The 16347-nt window shown below is 36.7% G+C and carries 11 protein-coding genes; 1 reads left to right on the top strand and 10 read right to left on the bottom strand.

Features of this window, described 5'->3' with window-relative positions; genetic code table 11:
- Nucleotides 1–71: 71 nt before the first annotated feature.
- The 9 genes from ABJI11_RS01190 to ABJI11_RS01150 form a co-directional block, all read right to left on the bottom strand.
- A complete protein-coding gene (locus ABJI11_RS01190) occupies nucleotides 72–899 on the bottom strand; it encodes a DUF2807 domain-containing protein (protein ID WP_348348708.1) in 828 nt (275 codons plus the stop codon).
- A 136-nt stretch (nucleotides 900–1035) separates the two neighbouring features.
- Complete coding sequence (locus ABJI11_RS01185; protein WP_348348707.1) at nucleotides 1036–2865, bottom strand: cbb3-type cytochrome c oxidase subunit I; 1830 nt, start codon at nucleotides 2863–2865, stop codon at nucleotides 1036–1038.
- Between the two features lie 60 nt (nucleotides 2866–2925).
- On the bottom strand, nucleotides 2926–4029 hold the full coding sequence (locus ABJI11_RS01180) for a cytochrome c oxidase subunit II (protein ID WP_276491965.1): 1104 nt from the start codon (nucleotides 4027–4029) through the stop codon (nucleotides 2926–2928).
- 32 nt (nucleotides 4030–4061) lie between these two features.
- On the bottom strand, nucleotides 4062–5396 hold the full coding sequence (locus tag ABJI11_RS01175) for a quinol:cytochrome C oxidoreductase (protein ID WP_348348705.1): 1335 nt from the start codon (nucleotides 5394–5396) through the stop codon (nucleotides 4062–4064).
- 15 nt (nucleotides 5397–5411) lie between these two features.
- A complete protein-coding gene (locus tag ABJI11_RS01170) occupies nucleotides 5412–5972 on the bottom strand; it encodes a cytochrome c (protein WP_348348704.1) in 561 nt (186 codons plus the stop codon).
- Nucleotides 5973–5974: 2 nt separating this feature from the next.
- Nucleotides 5975–6505: a DUF3341 domain-containing protein gene (locus tag ABJI11_RS01165; protein WP_076547283.1), complete on the bottom strand. Its 531-nt coding sequence runs from the start codon at nucleotides 6503–6505 to the stop codon at nucleotides 5975–5977.
- 2 nt (nucleotides 6506–6507) lie between these two features.
- Nucleotides 6508–8253, bottom strand: a complete 1746-nt coding sequence (gene nrfD / locus ABJI11_RS01160; RefSeq protein WP_348348702.1) for an NrfD/PsrC family molybdoenzyme membrane anchor subunit — start codon at nucleotides 8251–8253, stop codon at nucleotides 6508–6510.
- Nucleotides 8254–8285: 32 nt separating this feature from the next.
- On the bottom strand, nucleotides 8286–11405 hold the full coding sequence (locus tag ABJI11_RS01155; protein WP_348348701.1) for a TAT-variant-translocated molybdopterin oxidoreductase: 3120 nt from the start codon (nucleotides 11403–11405) through the stop codon (nucleotides 8286–8288).
- 35 nt (nucleotides 11406–11440) lie between these two features.
- Nucleotides 11441–12814, bottom strand: a complete 1374-nt coding sequence (locus tag ABJI11_RS01150; RefSeq protein WP_348348699.1) for a c-type cytochrome — start codon at nucleotides 12812–12814, stop codon at nucleotides 11441–11443.
- A gap of 231 nt (nucleotides 12815–13045) precedes the next feature.
- Here ABJI11_RS01150 and ABJI11_RS01145 point away from each other — a divergent pair, with 231 nt between their 5' ends.
- Nucleotides 13046–13417 (top strand): SPOR domain-containing protein, encoded by a 372-nt coding sequence (locus ABJI11_RS01145; RefSeq protein ID WP_348348698.1) that lies wholly within the window; start codon nucleotides 13046–13048, stop codon nucleotides 13415–13417.
- Nucleotides 13418–13471: 54 nt separating this feature from the next.
- Here ABJI11_RS01145 and infB read toward each other — a convergent pair whose 3' ends face one another.
- Nucleotides 13472–16312 carry a translation initiation factor IF-2 gene (gene infB, locus ABJI11_RS01140; RefSeq protein WP_348348696.1) on the bottom strand — a complete coding sequence of 947 codons (2841 nt, stop codon included), beginning with the start codon at nucleotides 16310–16312 and terminating at the stop codon, nucleotides 13472–13474.
- Nucleotides 16313–16347: the final 35 nt, after the last annotated feature.

Here is a 16347-nt window from a genome sequence, read left to right as displayed (position 1 = left end):
AGACCGCATCTTAACAGCCTAATAGACGGTTTTGGTATACCTGATCATTTAATGACGGCACCTATAGCAAATTAATTGCGTTCTTTCTCTAATCTAGATGTATCTAAGAAATCTAATATGGTGATTTCAGGCTCTCCATATAGTTTGGTTCTAGTGCCACCTTTAGAACTAAGCTGTAATGTATTTAAAGCCCTTACTTCTATATCTGGTGAATCTTCAGCCACTACAAGAACATAGTTAGCTTGAAGATCAGATGCTTTTAATGAGGTATTACCATATAACTTAGCCATTAAGTAATCTGAAGTACCCTCCAACTTAGCAGAGGCATTTTTGTACATGTAAATGTTATTACTAGCTCCAGTTGTATATAATTTTACATCAATTCTATCTTTCAATGTAAGGTTTAACGAGTCACTTGCTATGTTAAAATCACCAGAACTTATTTCTTCCATGTTAATATCCATAATATCAGCAGTGGCGTTTAGTTCTAATCTTGATGTACCAAAAGTATCAACTCTTAACCGATCTGTAGAAATAACATCTTTCATGCTAATTTTACCGTTCATCATTTTAATGCTATTTAGTTCATGAAAAAAAATTGTAATCTCTAACTTCTTCTTTCCAGTAATATTATAAAATGAAGATATCTTCAATACACCATCGTCCACTTTAAACTTTAATACATCTACCAAGTTATCATCTAGCTCTAAAGCATAACCTTCTGTAGTTGCTTTTTGAATAACAATATCTAAATCATCCACTAATTCAATAGCATTAAAAGGCTCTAAATCTTCTCTAACTTCTATAACATTTTTATTCCCTTTTATCTTAGGCTTACGTTGCGAAAAACCATTAACCGAGATAACCAAGATAATAACTAATAGGGCGAACTTTTTCATAGTGTTTAATTATGTTTATAAAATGAAGATATCCAATTTTAAGTAAAATTAGAACAACTTAGTAATATCTTAATATTATTAGCAAAAAAAAAGCCCAACTATTCCTAGTTGGGCTTTTTGTAAATCTTATATTTTTCTAATGATTCATTTCTTCCTCATTCTCTTGTAAAGGAATATGCTGTGGTACATAATCTTGACCAGATATGATATACTCACCATCCTCATAAACTTTACTGTAATCATAAGCCCATCTGTGAACTTCAGGAATAGGACCCGCCCAGTTGCCATGTACGTGTTTCTGTTCAGCTGTCCATTCTAAAGTATTTGACTTCCACGGGTTCTTTGGTCCAACCTTACCGTAAAATATACTATAGAAGAAGTTAGCAACAAATACTAATTGTGCCGCAGCAGCTATAATTGCAAATACAGTCATTAAAACTTGAATATCAGTTAACTCATCAAACATTGGGAAAGCCGTATTCTCGTAGTATCTTCTTGGAACACCAGCCATACCTACAAAGTGCATTGGAAAGAAAACACCATAAGCACAAATTGCAGTTACCCAGAAATGAACATAACCTAAATTCTTGTTCATTAATCTACCGCCATACATTTTAGGGAACCAGTGGTAAACACCAGCAAACAAACCGTAAAGTGCAGATATACCCATTACCAAGTGGAAGTGAGCTACTACGAAATATGTATCGTGAACGTTAATATCTAATGTACTATCACCTAAAACAATACCAGTTAAGCCACCAGTAATAAATGTTGATACTAATCCAATTGAAAATAGCATCGCCGGATTCAATTGAAGATTACCTTTCCAAAGTGTAGTGATATAGTTAAATGCTTTAACCGCTGATGGTATTGCAATCAACAATGTTGTAAATGTAAATACAGATCCCAAAAATGGATTCATACCAGAGATAAACATGTGGTGACCCCAAACAATTGTCGATAAAAATGCAATTGCCAAAATAGAAGCAATCATTGCACGATAACCAAAAATTGGTTTACGAGCATTTGTAGACATTACTTCAGAAGTAATACCTAATGCAGGTAACAATACAATATAAACCTCAGGATGACCTAAAAACCAAAATAAGTGCTCATATAATACTGGAGACCCACCTTGATAATGTAAAACTTCACCTTGAATAAAAATATCTGACAAGAAGAAAGAAGTACCAAAGCTTCTATCCATTATTAATAACAATGCTGCAGATAATAAAACCGGGAACGAAATAACACCAATGATGGCTGTAACAAAGAAAGCCCAAATTGTTAATGGTAATCTTGTCATTGACATACCCTTGGTTCTCAAATTGATTACTGTTACAATATAGTTCAAAGAACCCAAAAGAGATGAAGCAATAAATATTGCCATAGAGCTTAACCATAATGTCATACCCATACCTGAACCAGGTTGAGCCATAGGTAAAGCACTTAGCGGTGGATAAATTGTCCAACCGGCGGCTGCAGGTCCTGCTTCAACAAATAACGAAACAATCATTATCCCACAAGCAATTGCAAACAACCAAAAAGATACCATGTTCAAAAATCCAGATGCCATATCTCGTGCACCAATTTGTAATGGAATCAATAAGTTACTAAACGTACCACTTAAACCAGCGGTAAGTACAAAGAATACCATAATGGTACCGTGCATTGTAACCAATGCTAAATACACATCGGCATCCATAACACCACCTGGTGCCCATTTACCTAGAAGAGCTTCAAATATTGGAAAAGATTCTCCTGGCCAAGCCAATTGCATTCTAAACAATAATGACATTGCAATACCAATAAAACCCATAACAAATACCCCCAAAATAAGGTACTGCTTACCAATCATTTTATGGTCTTGACTAAAGATATACTTTGTTACAAAAGTTTCTTTATGATGATGTCCATGATCGTCGTGTGCGTGATCATCTACATGTGCATGTGCTGTTGCTGACATAATCGTAATCTTGTTTTTATTAATTTTCTAATTATAGCTTTGTTAACTTGAGAATAAAAATTACTCTCCTACTGAAACTGAACTAACCGTATTAAAAGCAGGACTAGTTTCATCTTTCATAACCGTTTGAGCAAAAGTTGACTGACTCTTCATCCACTCATTATATTCTTCTTCCGTCTCTACAATAATCTTCATTTGCATGTTGTAATGAGATTTACCACAAATCTTATTACAAAGAAGAATATAATCAAACTGCCAAGGATCAATAGCTTCACCCGTACTTACAGCTTTTTCTGCTCTAATCTTATTTGTTCTTTTTACCTTATCCATAACATCAGGATTAGTTCTCATTTCTTCTGTTGTATAAATAGGAGTAAAAGAAAACTCGGTAATCATACCAGGAACACAATTCATCTGTGCTCTAAAGTGAGGCATGTAAGCTGAATGCAATACATCTTGAGAACGCATTTTAAAATTCACCTTTCTACCTACAGGTAAGTGCAACTCTTTTACAATAACATCATCGTGAGCATATGTATCGGCTTCATCTAAACCTAATACATTCGCTTTATCGATATCTATCATTCTAACATTAGCCCCACCTAATACATTATCTCCACCGCCATATCTAGCAGTCCAGTTAAATTGTTGAGCATATAACTCTACAATTAAAGGGTCATCCTCATCATTAACATCCATAATGGTTGTCCATGTATATAATCCCCATAGAATAAGACCAGCCAATACAATTACAGGAATAATAGTCCAAATAAACTCTAGACGGTCATTATCCGCATAGAACAATGCCTTTTGACCTTTCTTACCTGCGTATTTATAACCGAAGTAATGTAATAAGGCCTGCGTAAGAGTTTGTACAATAAAGATGATAATAAAAGATACCAACATTAAGCTGTCATACTCTTCACCGTGAGCAGAACCTGCTTCTGGCAATAAGAACTTACCGTATTTCCAAAAACTGAATATGGTAATTCCGTAAATGAATACCAAGAATCCAAATAACATGTAACCGTTATTCTTATTATCGCTATCCGTTGCTATTTGGTGCTGTTCAGTTTTAAGCTGAGATAATTCAAATATTTTAGTCAACTGCCAAATGGCAATGGCTACAAGAACAAGTACAGCTAAAGTTAATAATGTCGTCATTGTATATATAAATGTTATACTTTACTTAATTACTAGTAATGAAAGTGTCTACTTTCTTCAATAAAAGGATTTCTTTTTGGTTGTAGAGGCTGAGTTGAAAGCGCTCTAAAAATCCAGAATATAAATAAGCCTGCAAAAAACAATACAGAACCAATTTCAGGAATACCTATATACCAATTCTTACCCACAGTAGAAGGCATAATAGCATTAAAGATATCCATATAGTGACCTGCAAGAATTACAATACCTGTTAAAATTACGAACCAATTAATTCTCTTATAATCACTGTTCATTAATAAAAGAACAGGGAACAAGAAGTTCATAGCTACCATACCAAAGAATGGCAATCTATAATCTGCAATTCTAGTTACGTAATATGTTACTTCTTCAGGGATGTTAGAATACCAAATAAGCATGAATTGAGAGAACCACAAATATGTCCAGAAGATACTGATACCGAACATGAATTTTGCTAAATCATGAATATGACTATCGTTAACATCTGGTAAGTGACCTTTAGACTTCAAGTAAACGGTAACCATAGCAATTACGGTAATACCCGATACAAACATACTAGCAAAGATATACCAACCGAATAATGTACTAAACCAATGTGGTTCAACACTCATTATCCAATCCCAAGACATAATAGACTCAGAAATCAAATAGAACACTAAGAAACCAGCAGATATTCTGAAGTTTAATTTAAAGTTTGAATTATCATCAGACTCATCTTGAGCAATTGATAGTTTTCTAGAGTACTCTCTATACCCGATCCAACCAGCTAAAAATATAGCCGCTCTTATCAAAAAGAAGGTAGGATTTAAATATCCAGATTTACCCTGAAGTAATGCATCGTGAGCAACTACATCAGCATCCATCCAAATAAATAAATGATTCATATGCAATACAGAAAGAAGCAATATTACAAATACAATAATTCCTCCAGGAACCAAGTAAGAAGTAATACCTTCCATTACTCTGAATAACAAAGGTGACCAACCTGCTTGTGCAGCACGTTGTATTGCATAAAATGCTAACACCCCTAATGATATCATCATAAAGAAGAACGCTGCAACATATAATGCTGCCCAAGGTCTATTCTTTAATTGATCTAACAAATGCTGATCATGAGAAGCATCATGTTCTTCACCATGAGATTCAGCAACCGCATGATCACTTTCTTTTGTTGCATGTTCAGCTTCAGCTGCATGGGCATCACCATGACCTCCGTCATGACTTGCTACCATTTCTTTTGCCTCTGCTATAGTTCCAGGAGCCATAACAAACCCACCAATGATTCCTAATGCACCTACTATCATTAGAACGATGGAAGCTATTTTGAGTCTATTTGAAAACGTATACATAGTATTGTTTACCTATTATTTGGTTAAATCTTGTTTCAGTGTCATAACATATTCAGATACTTGCCACATCTCTTCGGTATTCATTTGAGATGCATAAGAGCCCATTGAATTCAATCCGTACTGAATTGTATAATATGTAGATCCTACTGTCAAGTTTCTTACTGGGTCAGCATAACTAGGTACACCTAGTATTTTTTCTCTTTTCACGAGAGTTCCTTTACCATCACCTTTATCTCCATGGCAAATGGCACAATAAATAGTATACAATTGACCACCTTTTGCCAAATTAGTTTCAAGATTCATTGAATCTAATGGACTAGTTTGTAATCTTGCAAGCTCTTTACCTTCAGGAGAATTCTCAAATTCATAAGGTAACCAACCTCTATTAATTGTATTTGCCGGTGGCAACATAGCCTCTGATTGATTTGGTAAAAAATCAACCTCTTGGTATGTTTCGTAACCGACAGCCTCATACATATTAGGCATGTACTGATAATTAGGAACACTATCATCTTGACAAGAAGTTGCCATGATAGCCAAACCGAATAATATTGCTATTTTCTTAAAACTGTTCATATTTAATGACTGTTTTTTTCTGAAATATTAATTTCTACTGCACCAGTATTCATCAATAAATCTCTTAATTCTTGCTCGTTGTCGTGGATTTCAATCTCCATTAAAAAATGATCATCCGTAGTTCTTACATCAGGATTTTCAGCTTCTTTAAAAGGCCATAATCTACTTCTTAAGTAAAACGTGATAACCATTAAGTGAGCCGCAAAGAAAACCGTTAATTCGAACATAATTGGCACGAAAGCCGGTAAATTCTCTAAGTAGCTAAAACTTGGTTTACCACCAATATCTTGAGGCCAATCTTCAATCATGATATAGTTCATCATAAGTGTTGCCACTGTTAGACCAACCAATCCATACAAGAAAGCCGTTATGGCTAATCTAGTTGGAGCTAAGCCCATAGCTTTGTCTAACCCGTGTACAGGAAAAGGACAATATACCTCTTCTATATGAAGCTTTGCTGCTTTCACCTTTTTAACGGCAAGCATTAGCACATCATCATCATCGTAAAAAGCGTGTATAACTTTAGATGCCATATTTATCTTTTGTTATTTAATAAAATTGCTGCTTGTCCTGCCCAGTCATCACGTTGTGCTCTACCTGGGAAAGAACCTGTAATAGAATCTAACAAATTGTATTCACCTTCAGTCATTCTAGCAACTTGAGCAAATGTGTAAATTCCTATTTCGTTTAAAGTAGATTCCATTTGTGGACCTATACCTTTAACTTTCTTTAAGTCATCAGCTTCTTGTGTAGTTGCATCAAAAGTACCAACAGCACTCAATAGATCCGATACACCAACTTTATCCCCTACAGTAGGTGCTACTTCACCCATTAAAACATCATCAGTAATAGGCTCCTTAACTTCTACCTTTGTCTCTTTTATTTCATAAAGCGGCTTTCCAGCATCTCTTAACACTTTATATTTCTCTCCAGAAGCCTTTAATATAGACTTAACCTCTGCCTGTGCAATTACAGGGAATGTTCTAGAATACAACAAGAATAATACAAAGAAGAAACCAATTGTACCAACAAAGATACCTATATCAACAAATGTTGGTGAGAACATTGTCCAAGATGATGGAAGGTAATCTCTATGCAAAGAGGTTACAATAATCACAAATCTTTCAAACCACATACCTATGTTTACAACAATAGAGATAAAGAAAGAGAACATGATACTAGTTCTTAATTTTTTAAACCACATGAACTGCGGAGAGAACACATTACAAGTCATCATTGACCAGTATGCCCACCAGTAAGGACCGGTAGCTCTGTTTAAGAAAGCGTACTGTTCATATTCAACACCAGAATACCAAGCCATAAACAGCTCTGTAATATAGGCACAACCAACAATAGAACCTGTCAACATGATAACGATATTCATTAATTCAATATGTTGAATAGTAATGTAATTTTCTAAATGACACACTTTCCTCATTATGATCAACAATGTGTTTACCATTGCGAAACCAGAGAAGATTGCCCCAGCAACGAAGTACGGTGGAAAGATTGTTGTATGCCAACCAGGTATAACTGATGTAGCAAAATCAAATGATACAATGGTGTGTACAGATAATACCAATGGAGTTGCAAGACCTGCAAGTACCAATGATACTTCTTCAAATCGTTGCCAATCTTTAGCACGACCACTCCAACCAAAACTTAATAAACTATATATCTTCTTTTGAAAAGGCAATACAGCTCTATCACGAATCATTGCAAAATCTGGAAGTAAACCTGTCCACCAGAACACCAATGAAACAGATAAGTACGTTGATATAGCAAATACATCCCAAAGAAGCGGAGAGTTAAAGTTTACCCATAACGAACCAAATTGGTTTGGAATTGGTAATACCCAATATGCCAACCATGGACGACCCATGTGAATGATTGGAAATAAACCTGCCTGAACTACAGAGAAAATTGTCATTGCTTCTGCAGAACGGTTAATTGCCATTCTCCATTTCTGACGGAATAACAATAATACTGCTGAAATCAATGTACCTGCATGACCGATACCTACCCACCATACAAAGTTGGTAATATCCCAAGCCCAGTTTACAGTTTTGTTAAGACCCCAAGTACCGATACCGGTAGAGACCGTATAAATAATACAACCTACTCCCCAAAGAAATGCTACTAGAGCAATGGAAAAAACTATCCACCAATGCTTATTAGCTCTACCTTCTACTGGAGCGGCTATATCCACAGTTACATCGTGGTAGCCTTTGTCTCCAATCACTAGGGGTTTACGTATAGGTGCTTCGTAATGCGACGCCATAGACTTTTGTTATAATTACTTTCTACTATTGTTTATGCTTCGTTGGTGTTTCTAACCTTAACGTGGTAGAAAACATTTGGTTGAGTACCTATATGCTCCAATAAGTGGTACATACGGTCACTCGCTTTTAATTCAGACACTTTACTCTTCTCATCATTAACATCACCAAATACAATGGCTCCATTACTACATGCGGAAGAACAAGCTGTTTGGAATTCTCCATCTTCAATAATACGACCGCCTCTTTTAGCATCAAGAATAGTCTTTTGTGTCTTTTGAATACACATAGAACATTTCTCGATAACACCTCTAGAACGAACGTTTACATCTGGGTTCAATACCATTTTACCCAAATCATTATTCATATGGAAATCGAACTCGTCATTATTATTATACAAGAACCAGTTAAATCTACGTACTTTATAAGGACAGTTGTTTGCACAATATCTTGTACCTACACATCTGTTATAAGCCATTTGATTTTGACCTTGTCTACCATGTGATGTTGCCGCTACAGGACATACAGTTTCACAAGGTGCATGGTTACAGTGCTGACACATTACTGGCTGAAAAGCAACTTGAGGATTTGCAGAAGGATCTTCTAACTCACCAAAACCACCTAAAGAACCATTATCACCAGACAAACCTTCAAAACCATCTTTCTTAGCGTTGTCACCTTCAAAAGTTTCTTCCGAAGAGTAATATCTATCGATACGCAACCAGTGCATATCTCTTGACTTTCTTACTTCTGCCTTACCAACTACAGGCACATTATTCTCAGCATGACAAGCGATAACACAAGAACCACAACCGGTACAAGCATTTAAATCTATTGACATATTGAAATGATGCCCAATGGTTCTATCAAAGCTATCCCATAAATCAACTGAAGTTGCCGGAACTTCCTGGTGATCTAAAGAAACCACAGGTATTTCATTCCATTCAGAATGATTTTTGGTATTGAATATCTCTAAAGTAGTCTCCTTTATGATATCACCTCTACCCATAAGGGTTTTATGCAATTGAATACAGGCAAACTCATGATTACCTGCTACTTTTTCCACACTTACAGATTGATTAGCATTGAAACCATCATACAACTTAAAAGCGTTAACGCCAGTTTGCATATCTTCTTTCAATCCTACTTTTTTTCCGTAACCAAAAGAAAGACCTACGGTACCTTTTGCCTGACCTGGCTGAACCACAACAGGCACTTGCTCTAAACTAACACCATTTACAGTAAGCTTAACATAGCTACCGTCCATACCGCCATTGGCAACATTTACGTTTTCTACACCTAACTCCGCAGCATCTGCCTTAGAAATAGTAACATAGTTATCCCAAGATACTCTTGTAATAGGATCAGGAAACTCTTGCAACCAAGGGTTACTTGCTTGCTGACCATCACCCATACCTACTTTAGAATACAACGTAAGTTCCATTCCATCACTAGTGGTATTCGCTAAACTACGAACAGCAGAAGCTAAAGAAGTATTAGTTACAACCTCAGTTGCATCTTCCGTTGCTACAATATTTTGCGCTGTACCTTCAGCATTCACTACCATTGTTTCAGCACTGAAAACACCATCTTGCAATGCTTGATTCCAACTAGCACCATTTAGTACCGATGAAGACCAAGTATCTTTTATGTAATCATAATACGTTTGCTCGCTTCCAAGTAGTTCTAAAACTACAGTCTGAAACTGCTTTGTATCAAATAATTCTTTAATAGTAGGCTGCATTAAACTATAATGCCCCTTTTTAATTTGAATATCTCCCCAAGACTCCAAATAGTGGTTTGTTGCACCCACATATTGAACAGCTTCAGTAGTTTCATTCCAATTGGTAGAAAAAGCAACCGACAGGTCAACCTTTTCCAAACCTTCCTTAAAATCAACTGCATTAGGCAAAGAATAAACAGGATTAACCCCATCCATCAACAAAGCACCAACTCTACCCGCCTTCATATCAGCAATAAGAGCATTAACCGCCTTTACACTACCCTTTCTTACATATTTAGGAGCAGCAGCATCATAAGCCTTACTTGATAACATCTCATTAATAGCTAAAACTACCGCCTGAGCGTTAACATCATCTAAACCAGTTACAACAACTGCATTAGAACCAGCTTTCTTTATTTCAGTAGCAATGGAATCAACCAAAGCATCGTACTCAGAAGTGTTACCACCCACTGAAGTACCGTTTAATTTTCCGTATAATTTAGCTAAAACTACTTTTTGAGCACTTGGCTTCATAGCCACACGCTTATCAGCATTAGCACCAGTTAATGACATATTAGCCTCTAACTGAACATGTCTTGACATCTTACCGTTCTTAGGCACACGACCTCTAGAATATCCGGCATCATAACCACCACCTTGCCAATCTGCAATAAAATCTGCACCAAAAGAAACAATCAGTCCAGCTTTTTCAAAATCGTAATCAGCTAAAGCACGCTCGCCATATTTATTTTCAAATGCAGTTAAAGCAGCATCTTCAGAAATGGCATCATAAGTAACATGAACAACATTTTCGTTAGCAGCAACTAAATCAGCCATAAGACGATCTGTTGATGGACTAGCATATGTTTGCGTAAGAACTGCTATTTTCTTGGCAGAACCTTTAAGCGAACCCATTTTAGACTTCACGGTCGCTTTCAACACATCCCACTCAACAGGCTCACCGTTAGCCATTGGCCCTTGCAACCTAGTACTATCGTACAAAGAAAGAACAGAACCCTGAACTCTCGCATTTGCAGAACCCCCAATTTTAGCCAAGGTATTATTCTCAACTTTAATAGGACGACCCTCACGAGTCTTTATTAATATGCTTGCAAAGTCAAAACCGTTAGCAATAGTAGTTGCATAGTAGTTAGCAACCCCTGGAACGATATTTTCTGGCAATACCACATAAGGAATCGATTTTACAACCGGTCCTTCACATGCTGCTAAAGAAGCTGCCGCAGTACTAAACCCAACATACTTCAAGAAATCTCTACGATTTGTATTTGTAGAAGACAAAGTTTCCTTGTCACCCAAGAAATCACCCACAGGAATCTGCTCTACAAATTCGTTCTGCTTTAGCGCCTCAACAATGGAATCGTTAGGATCTAACTCCGCCTCGTTCTTCCAATATTTTTTGTTTGATGCCATACGTATTATCTGTAATTAGCTTCTTTAAATTATTATTAATAGTGACATTTACCACATTCCAGTCCACCCAATTGAGCAGCTGTTAAATTATCTACACCGTATTTCTTAGAAAGCTCAGCATGGATTTTTTCATAATACTCATTACCTTCAACCTTCACATTGGTTTCCCTATGACAATCAATACACCAACCCATTGTTAATGGAGAGTACTGATACATAATCTCCATTTCCTCTACAGGTCCGTGACAAGTTTGACACTCAACACCTGCAACAGAAACATGCTGCGAGTGATTGAAATATGCAAAATCTGGAAGGTTATGAATTCTAACCCACTCTACAGGCTGACTTTCGGCAGTGTATTTTTGGTTTTCCTCATCCCAACCAACTGCTTTGTATAATTTCTTAATCTCACCAGTATAGAACTCGTTTGTATACCCATTTTCCAAATCCTCCTGAGAAGGACCTTCTGGATTACCAGTATACTCATAAACTGATTTATGACAATTCATACAAACATTTAAAGAAGGTATACCTGAATGCTTAGAAACTCTAGCAGAAGAGTGACAATACTTACACTCTATCTTATTATCACCAGCGTGTATTTTATGCGAATAGTGAATTGGCTGAATAGGCGCATAACCTTGATCAACACCAACCTGCATCATCCACCCATAAGCAAAGTAAGCACTACCTAGCAATAAGAATATTGCCGTAGCCAAAACCAAAAATTGATTTTGAGCAAAGACCTTCCATATTGGCGTTCTTTTTTCTGCGTTTTCTTTTTCAAGAACAACACCATTTGCCTGTGCTATACGCTGAAGTGTTTTGTTTACCAACAACAACATGACAACTAACAAACCGAACACAAGCACCAATGCACCTAAGATAACTTCATTAGAAACACCAGAAGACCCACCTGTTCCGCCTGCAGCAACATCAGTACTACCTGCAACAGGAGCTGGCGCAGCAGCCGGAGCAGCAGCCGTATATGCTAAAATATCATCAATATCAGTATTTGACAGCGTTGGAAAAGCCGTCATAGCCGCTTGATTATACTCAGCGTACAATTTACTGGCATAAGCATCTCCTGATTTGATAACACCTGGACTATTTTTAATCCAAGCATACAACCACTCTCTATCTAAACCTTCTTCTTCACTCAATCTAGCTTCTACATTCTCTAATGCAGGACCGGTCATCTTACGATTCAATGCATGACAGGCAGCACAGTTCTGATTGAACAGTGACTTACCTTTTTTAGCGTCTCCTGCACCAGCAGCAGCCTCAGTGGCTGTAGCTTCTGCAGCAGCTTCATCTTGCGCTGTTAACGGGCTTACAAAAAGCAAAAATGCAATTAGGGATAATCCTAAAATTTTAGAAAACTGATTTCGGTTTGGAACCTTTTTCATATATCGAATATTTCTATCGGAATCTTGGCATGATTTTGGTCATAGATGAAACCAATTACAATCCACCAAATGCCTAAATCGAATACAAAAATACGACATAGTCTTTATTTGCAAAATGTTAATGTATCTATAATTTACAATTTAGAAATATTCTAAATAGATCAAGATTTATTTGTTTGAGCCTTAATAAATTACTTTTGTCCTGAATGAAAATTAAATTAAAAATAGGTTATGAAAATTCTAAGTACCCTCATGGTTTTTGCTTGTTTTAGCCACTTTAGCTATGCACAAAATGCAAATGTAGATATACAGCAAGACCCAAAGATTAATCAATTGCTAGAAATTTATAAATCATCATTAAGTAATAATGAATACTATAGAATACAAGTTGGCTTTGGTAACTATGCAAAAGCACAAAAAATAAAGGCAAATGTTGAAGAAGACTTTCCAGAACTAGCTTCTAAAATTGATTTTGACTCACCAACATATCGTGTAAGAGTTGGCAGGTTTACTTCTAGATTAGATGCCGAAAGAAAGTTCAACGAGGTTCGCATCAAATACCCCGATGCCATGTTATTAAAACCAAAAAAATCGACCAAATAGGTCGATTTTTTTTGCTTTATTTTTAAAGAACTTAATAGTTCTAATCTGTAAATTCTATTTAGACTTTAACTTTTTCTTTACAGCAACTTCTTGGAACGCTTCTACGATATCACCTTCATTGATATCATTATAGTTCTTAATCTGAAGTCCACAGTCATAACCTTTAGCTACTTCTCTAACATCGTCTTTAAATCGTTTCAAAGAAGACAAAGTGCCTGTATATATTACAACGCCATCACGTATCAACCTAATATTAGAGTTTCTAAAGATTTTACCGCTAGTTACCATACAACCTGCAATAGTACCAATTTTAGAAATCTTAAATGTTTCTCTAATCTCAGCAGTACCAGATATCTCCTCTTTCATCTCTGGAGACAACATACCTTCCATTGCATCTTTAAGATCATTGATAGCAGCATATATAATAGAATACATACGGATATCAATTTCCTCTTTCTCAGCGATTGCTTTAGCATTACCCATAGGTCTTACATTAAACCCGATAATAACCGCATCTGATGCAGAAGCCAATAGCACATCTGATTCTGTTATAGGACCAACTGCTTTATGAATAATATTTACCTGAATTTCATCTGTAGATAATTTCTGGAAAGAATCTGTAAGCGCCTCAACAGAACCATCAACATCACCCTTAAGGATAATATTAAGTTCTTTGAAATCACCTAATGCAATTCTACGACCAATTTCATCTAACGTAATATGACGTTGTGTTCTAACAGATTGCTCACGCTGCAATTGAGACCTTCTAGAAGCTATTTGTTTAGCCTCACGTTCATCTTCTAACACGTAGAACTTATCACCTGTCTGAGAAGCACCGTCAAGACCTAAAATAGATATCGGTGTAGATGGACCAACTTCTTTTACGTTGTTGCCTCTCTCATCTTGCATCGCCTTAATCTTACCACTAGTGGTACCGGCCAATACATAATCACCTATCTTAAGCGTACCAGACTGTACCAATACAGTAGACACATAACCTTTTCCTTTATCTAGGAAAGCTTCTACTACAGTACCTGTAGCATGCTTATCAGGATTAGCTTTCAACTCTAACAATTCAGCTTCAAGTAAAACTTTTTCCAATAATTCTTTAACACCTAAACCAGTCTTAGCAGAGATATCATGAGATTGGATTTTACCACCCCAATCTTCTACCAATAGGTTCATCTGTGCTAAACCTTCCTTAATCTTATCAGGATTAGATGTAGACTTATCCACTTTGTTTATTGCAAAAACGATTGGCACACCAGCAGCCTGAGCATGACTGATCGCTTCTTTCGTTTGTGGCATGATGTCATCATCTGCTGCAATTACAATAATAGCAATATCGGTAACCTGAGCACCCCTTGCACGCATGGCGGTAAACGCCTCATGACCAGGTGTATCTAAGAAAGCAATTCGCTCTCCGTTCTCAAGTGTTACTCCGTACGCACCAATATGCTGTGTAATACCACCACTTTCACCAGCAATAACATTTTCTTTACGGATGTAATCCAATAAAGATGTTTTACCATGATCCACGTGACCCATTACAGTTACAATAGGAGCTCTATGTTTTAAATCTTCAGGAGCATCTTCCTCCTCTACTATACTTTCTTCAATATCAGCGGTAACAAAGTCAACTTCATAACCGAATTCTTCCGCTACTATAGATAATGTTTCAGCATCTAAACGCTGATTCATCGTCACCATAATACCTAAAGACATACAAGCCGAAATAATTTCAGTTGTAGAAACACCCATCATAGTAGCAACCTCAGTTGCCGTAACAAACTCGGTCACCTTAAGTACCTTGTTCTCTAATTCCTGTTGTTCTAGATCTTTCTCAGTCTGCTCACGGTGCTGATCTCTTTTACTTCTTCTATACTTAGCCCCTTTACCCTTCTTAGACTTACCTTGAAGTTTTTCTAGGGTTTCACGTACTTGCTTTTGAACATCTTCTTCAGTAGGCTCTACTTTTGCAACAGGCGCAAATCTTCCTCTACCTTTATTTCTATCACCGGAGTTACCAGTGTTTCTATTTTGACCAGGACCAGAAGGATTTTTAGTAACAATTCTTCTACGTCTCTTTTTACGATCCCCACCTGCTGCAGGTTTCTTATCTTCTTTCTTTTTCTTAGGCTTCTCAAACTTGCTAAGGTCAATCTTTTCACCCGCAATTTTAGGACCTGACAATTTTTGATATTGGGTCTCTATAGTTTTAGGAGCTTCAGGTTCCGGAGTAGCATCAGCAGTTGACTCTACTTTCGTAGCATCTTTTTTCACTTCTGATTTTGCAGTCTCTTCAACTTTTGGTGCTGCCGCTTTTGGAGTTTCAACTTTAGGCTCTTCTTTCTTAACCTCTGTTTTCTTCACAGGCTGAGAAACTATCTTAGGTCCTTGTAAAACAACTTTCCTAGTTTCTTTAACTTCAACTTTTGGCGCAGCTTTTTCTTCAACCTTAGGAGCAACTTTCTCTTCAGCTTTTGGAGTCTCCTTTACAGGAGCCTCTTCAACCTTTTTCTTAGGGTTAAGATCTATCTTACCAACCATTTTTGGTCCAGCAAGCTCAACCTTGCCTACCAAAGCATTGTCTTCAGCTTCGGCGTTTCTTCGCTCACGGGCCAAGCGTCGATCTTCTTGTTCTTTTTCTAATCGAACTCGAATTGCCTCCTTCTCTTTTCGCTTTTCCTCACCAACTTCTTTTGAAGCTACCTTTTTGCTCTTGTCCGTTTGGAACTCGTCAAGCAAAACTTGATAAACATCATCAGAAATTTTTGTGGTAGGCCTCGCTTCCACATCATGTCCTTTTCCGTTAAGAAAGTCCACTGCCCTATCCAAGGAAATATTAAGTTCACGAAGAACTTTATTAAGCCTTATTTTTGCATTGTCTGCCATAAATACTGATTCCCGTTCTTTTATTTAAGTGCTAA

It is taken from the genome of Maribacter sp. (assembly GCF_039968975.1).
Taxonomy (GTDB): Bacteria; Bacteroidota; Bacteroidia; order Flavobacteriales; family Flavobacteriaceae; genus Maribacter.
The sequence above is the reverse complement of the archived record's forward strand: the minus strand, read 5'-3'. Positions and strand labels throughout refer to the sequence as shown.

Excerpts from the sequence above, each read along its gene's own strand:
- ABJI11_RS01175 (WP_348348705.1), bottom strand. The coding sequence starts at position 5,396 with ATGTATACGTTTTCAAATAGACTCAAAATAGCTTCCATCGTTCTAATG.
- infB (WP_348348696.1), bottom strand. The coding sequence starts at position 16,312 with ATGGCAGACAATGCAAAAATAAGGCTTAATAAAGTTCTTCGTGAACTT.
- ABJI11_RS01145 (WP_348348698.1), top strand. The coding sequence starts at position 13,046 with ATGAAAATTCTAAGTACCCTCATGGTTTTTGCTTGTTTTAGCCACTTT.
- ABJI11_RS01150 (WP_348348699.1), bottom strand. The coding sequence starts at position 12,814 with ATGAAAAAGGTTCCAAACCGAAATCAGTTTTCTAAAATTTTAGGATTA.
- ABJI11_RS01180 (WP_276491965.1), bottom strand. The coding sequence starts at position 4,029 with ATGACGACATTATTAACTTTAGCTGTACTTGTTCTTGTAGCCATTGCC.
- ABJI11_RS01155 (WP_348348701.1), bottom strand. The coding sequence starts at position 11,405 with ATGGCATCAAACAAAAAATATTGGAAGAACGAGGCGGAGTTAGATCCT.
- ABJI11_RS01185 (WP_348348707.1), bottom strand. The coding sequence starts at position 2,865 with ATGTCAGCAACAGCACATGCACATGTAGATGATCACGCACACGACGAT.
- nrfD (WP_348348702.1), bottom strand. The coding sequence starts at position 8,253 with ATGGCGTCGCATTACGAAGCACCTATACGTAAACCCCTAGTGATTGGA.
- ABJI11_RS01190 (WP_348348708.1), bottom strand. The coding sequence starts at position 899 with ATGAAAAAGTTCGCCCTATTAGTTATTATCTTGGTTATCTCGGTTAAT.
- ABJI11_RS01165 (WP_076547283.1), bottom strand. The coding sequence starts at position 6,505 with ATGGCATCTAAAGTTATACACGCTTTTTACGATGATGATGATGTGCTA.
- ABJI11_RS01170 (WP_348348704.1), bottom strand. The coding sequence starts at position 5,972 with ATGAACAGTTTTAAGAAAATAGCAATATTATTCGGTTTGGCTATCATG.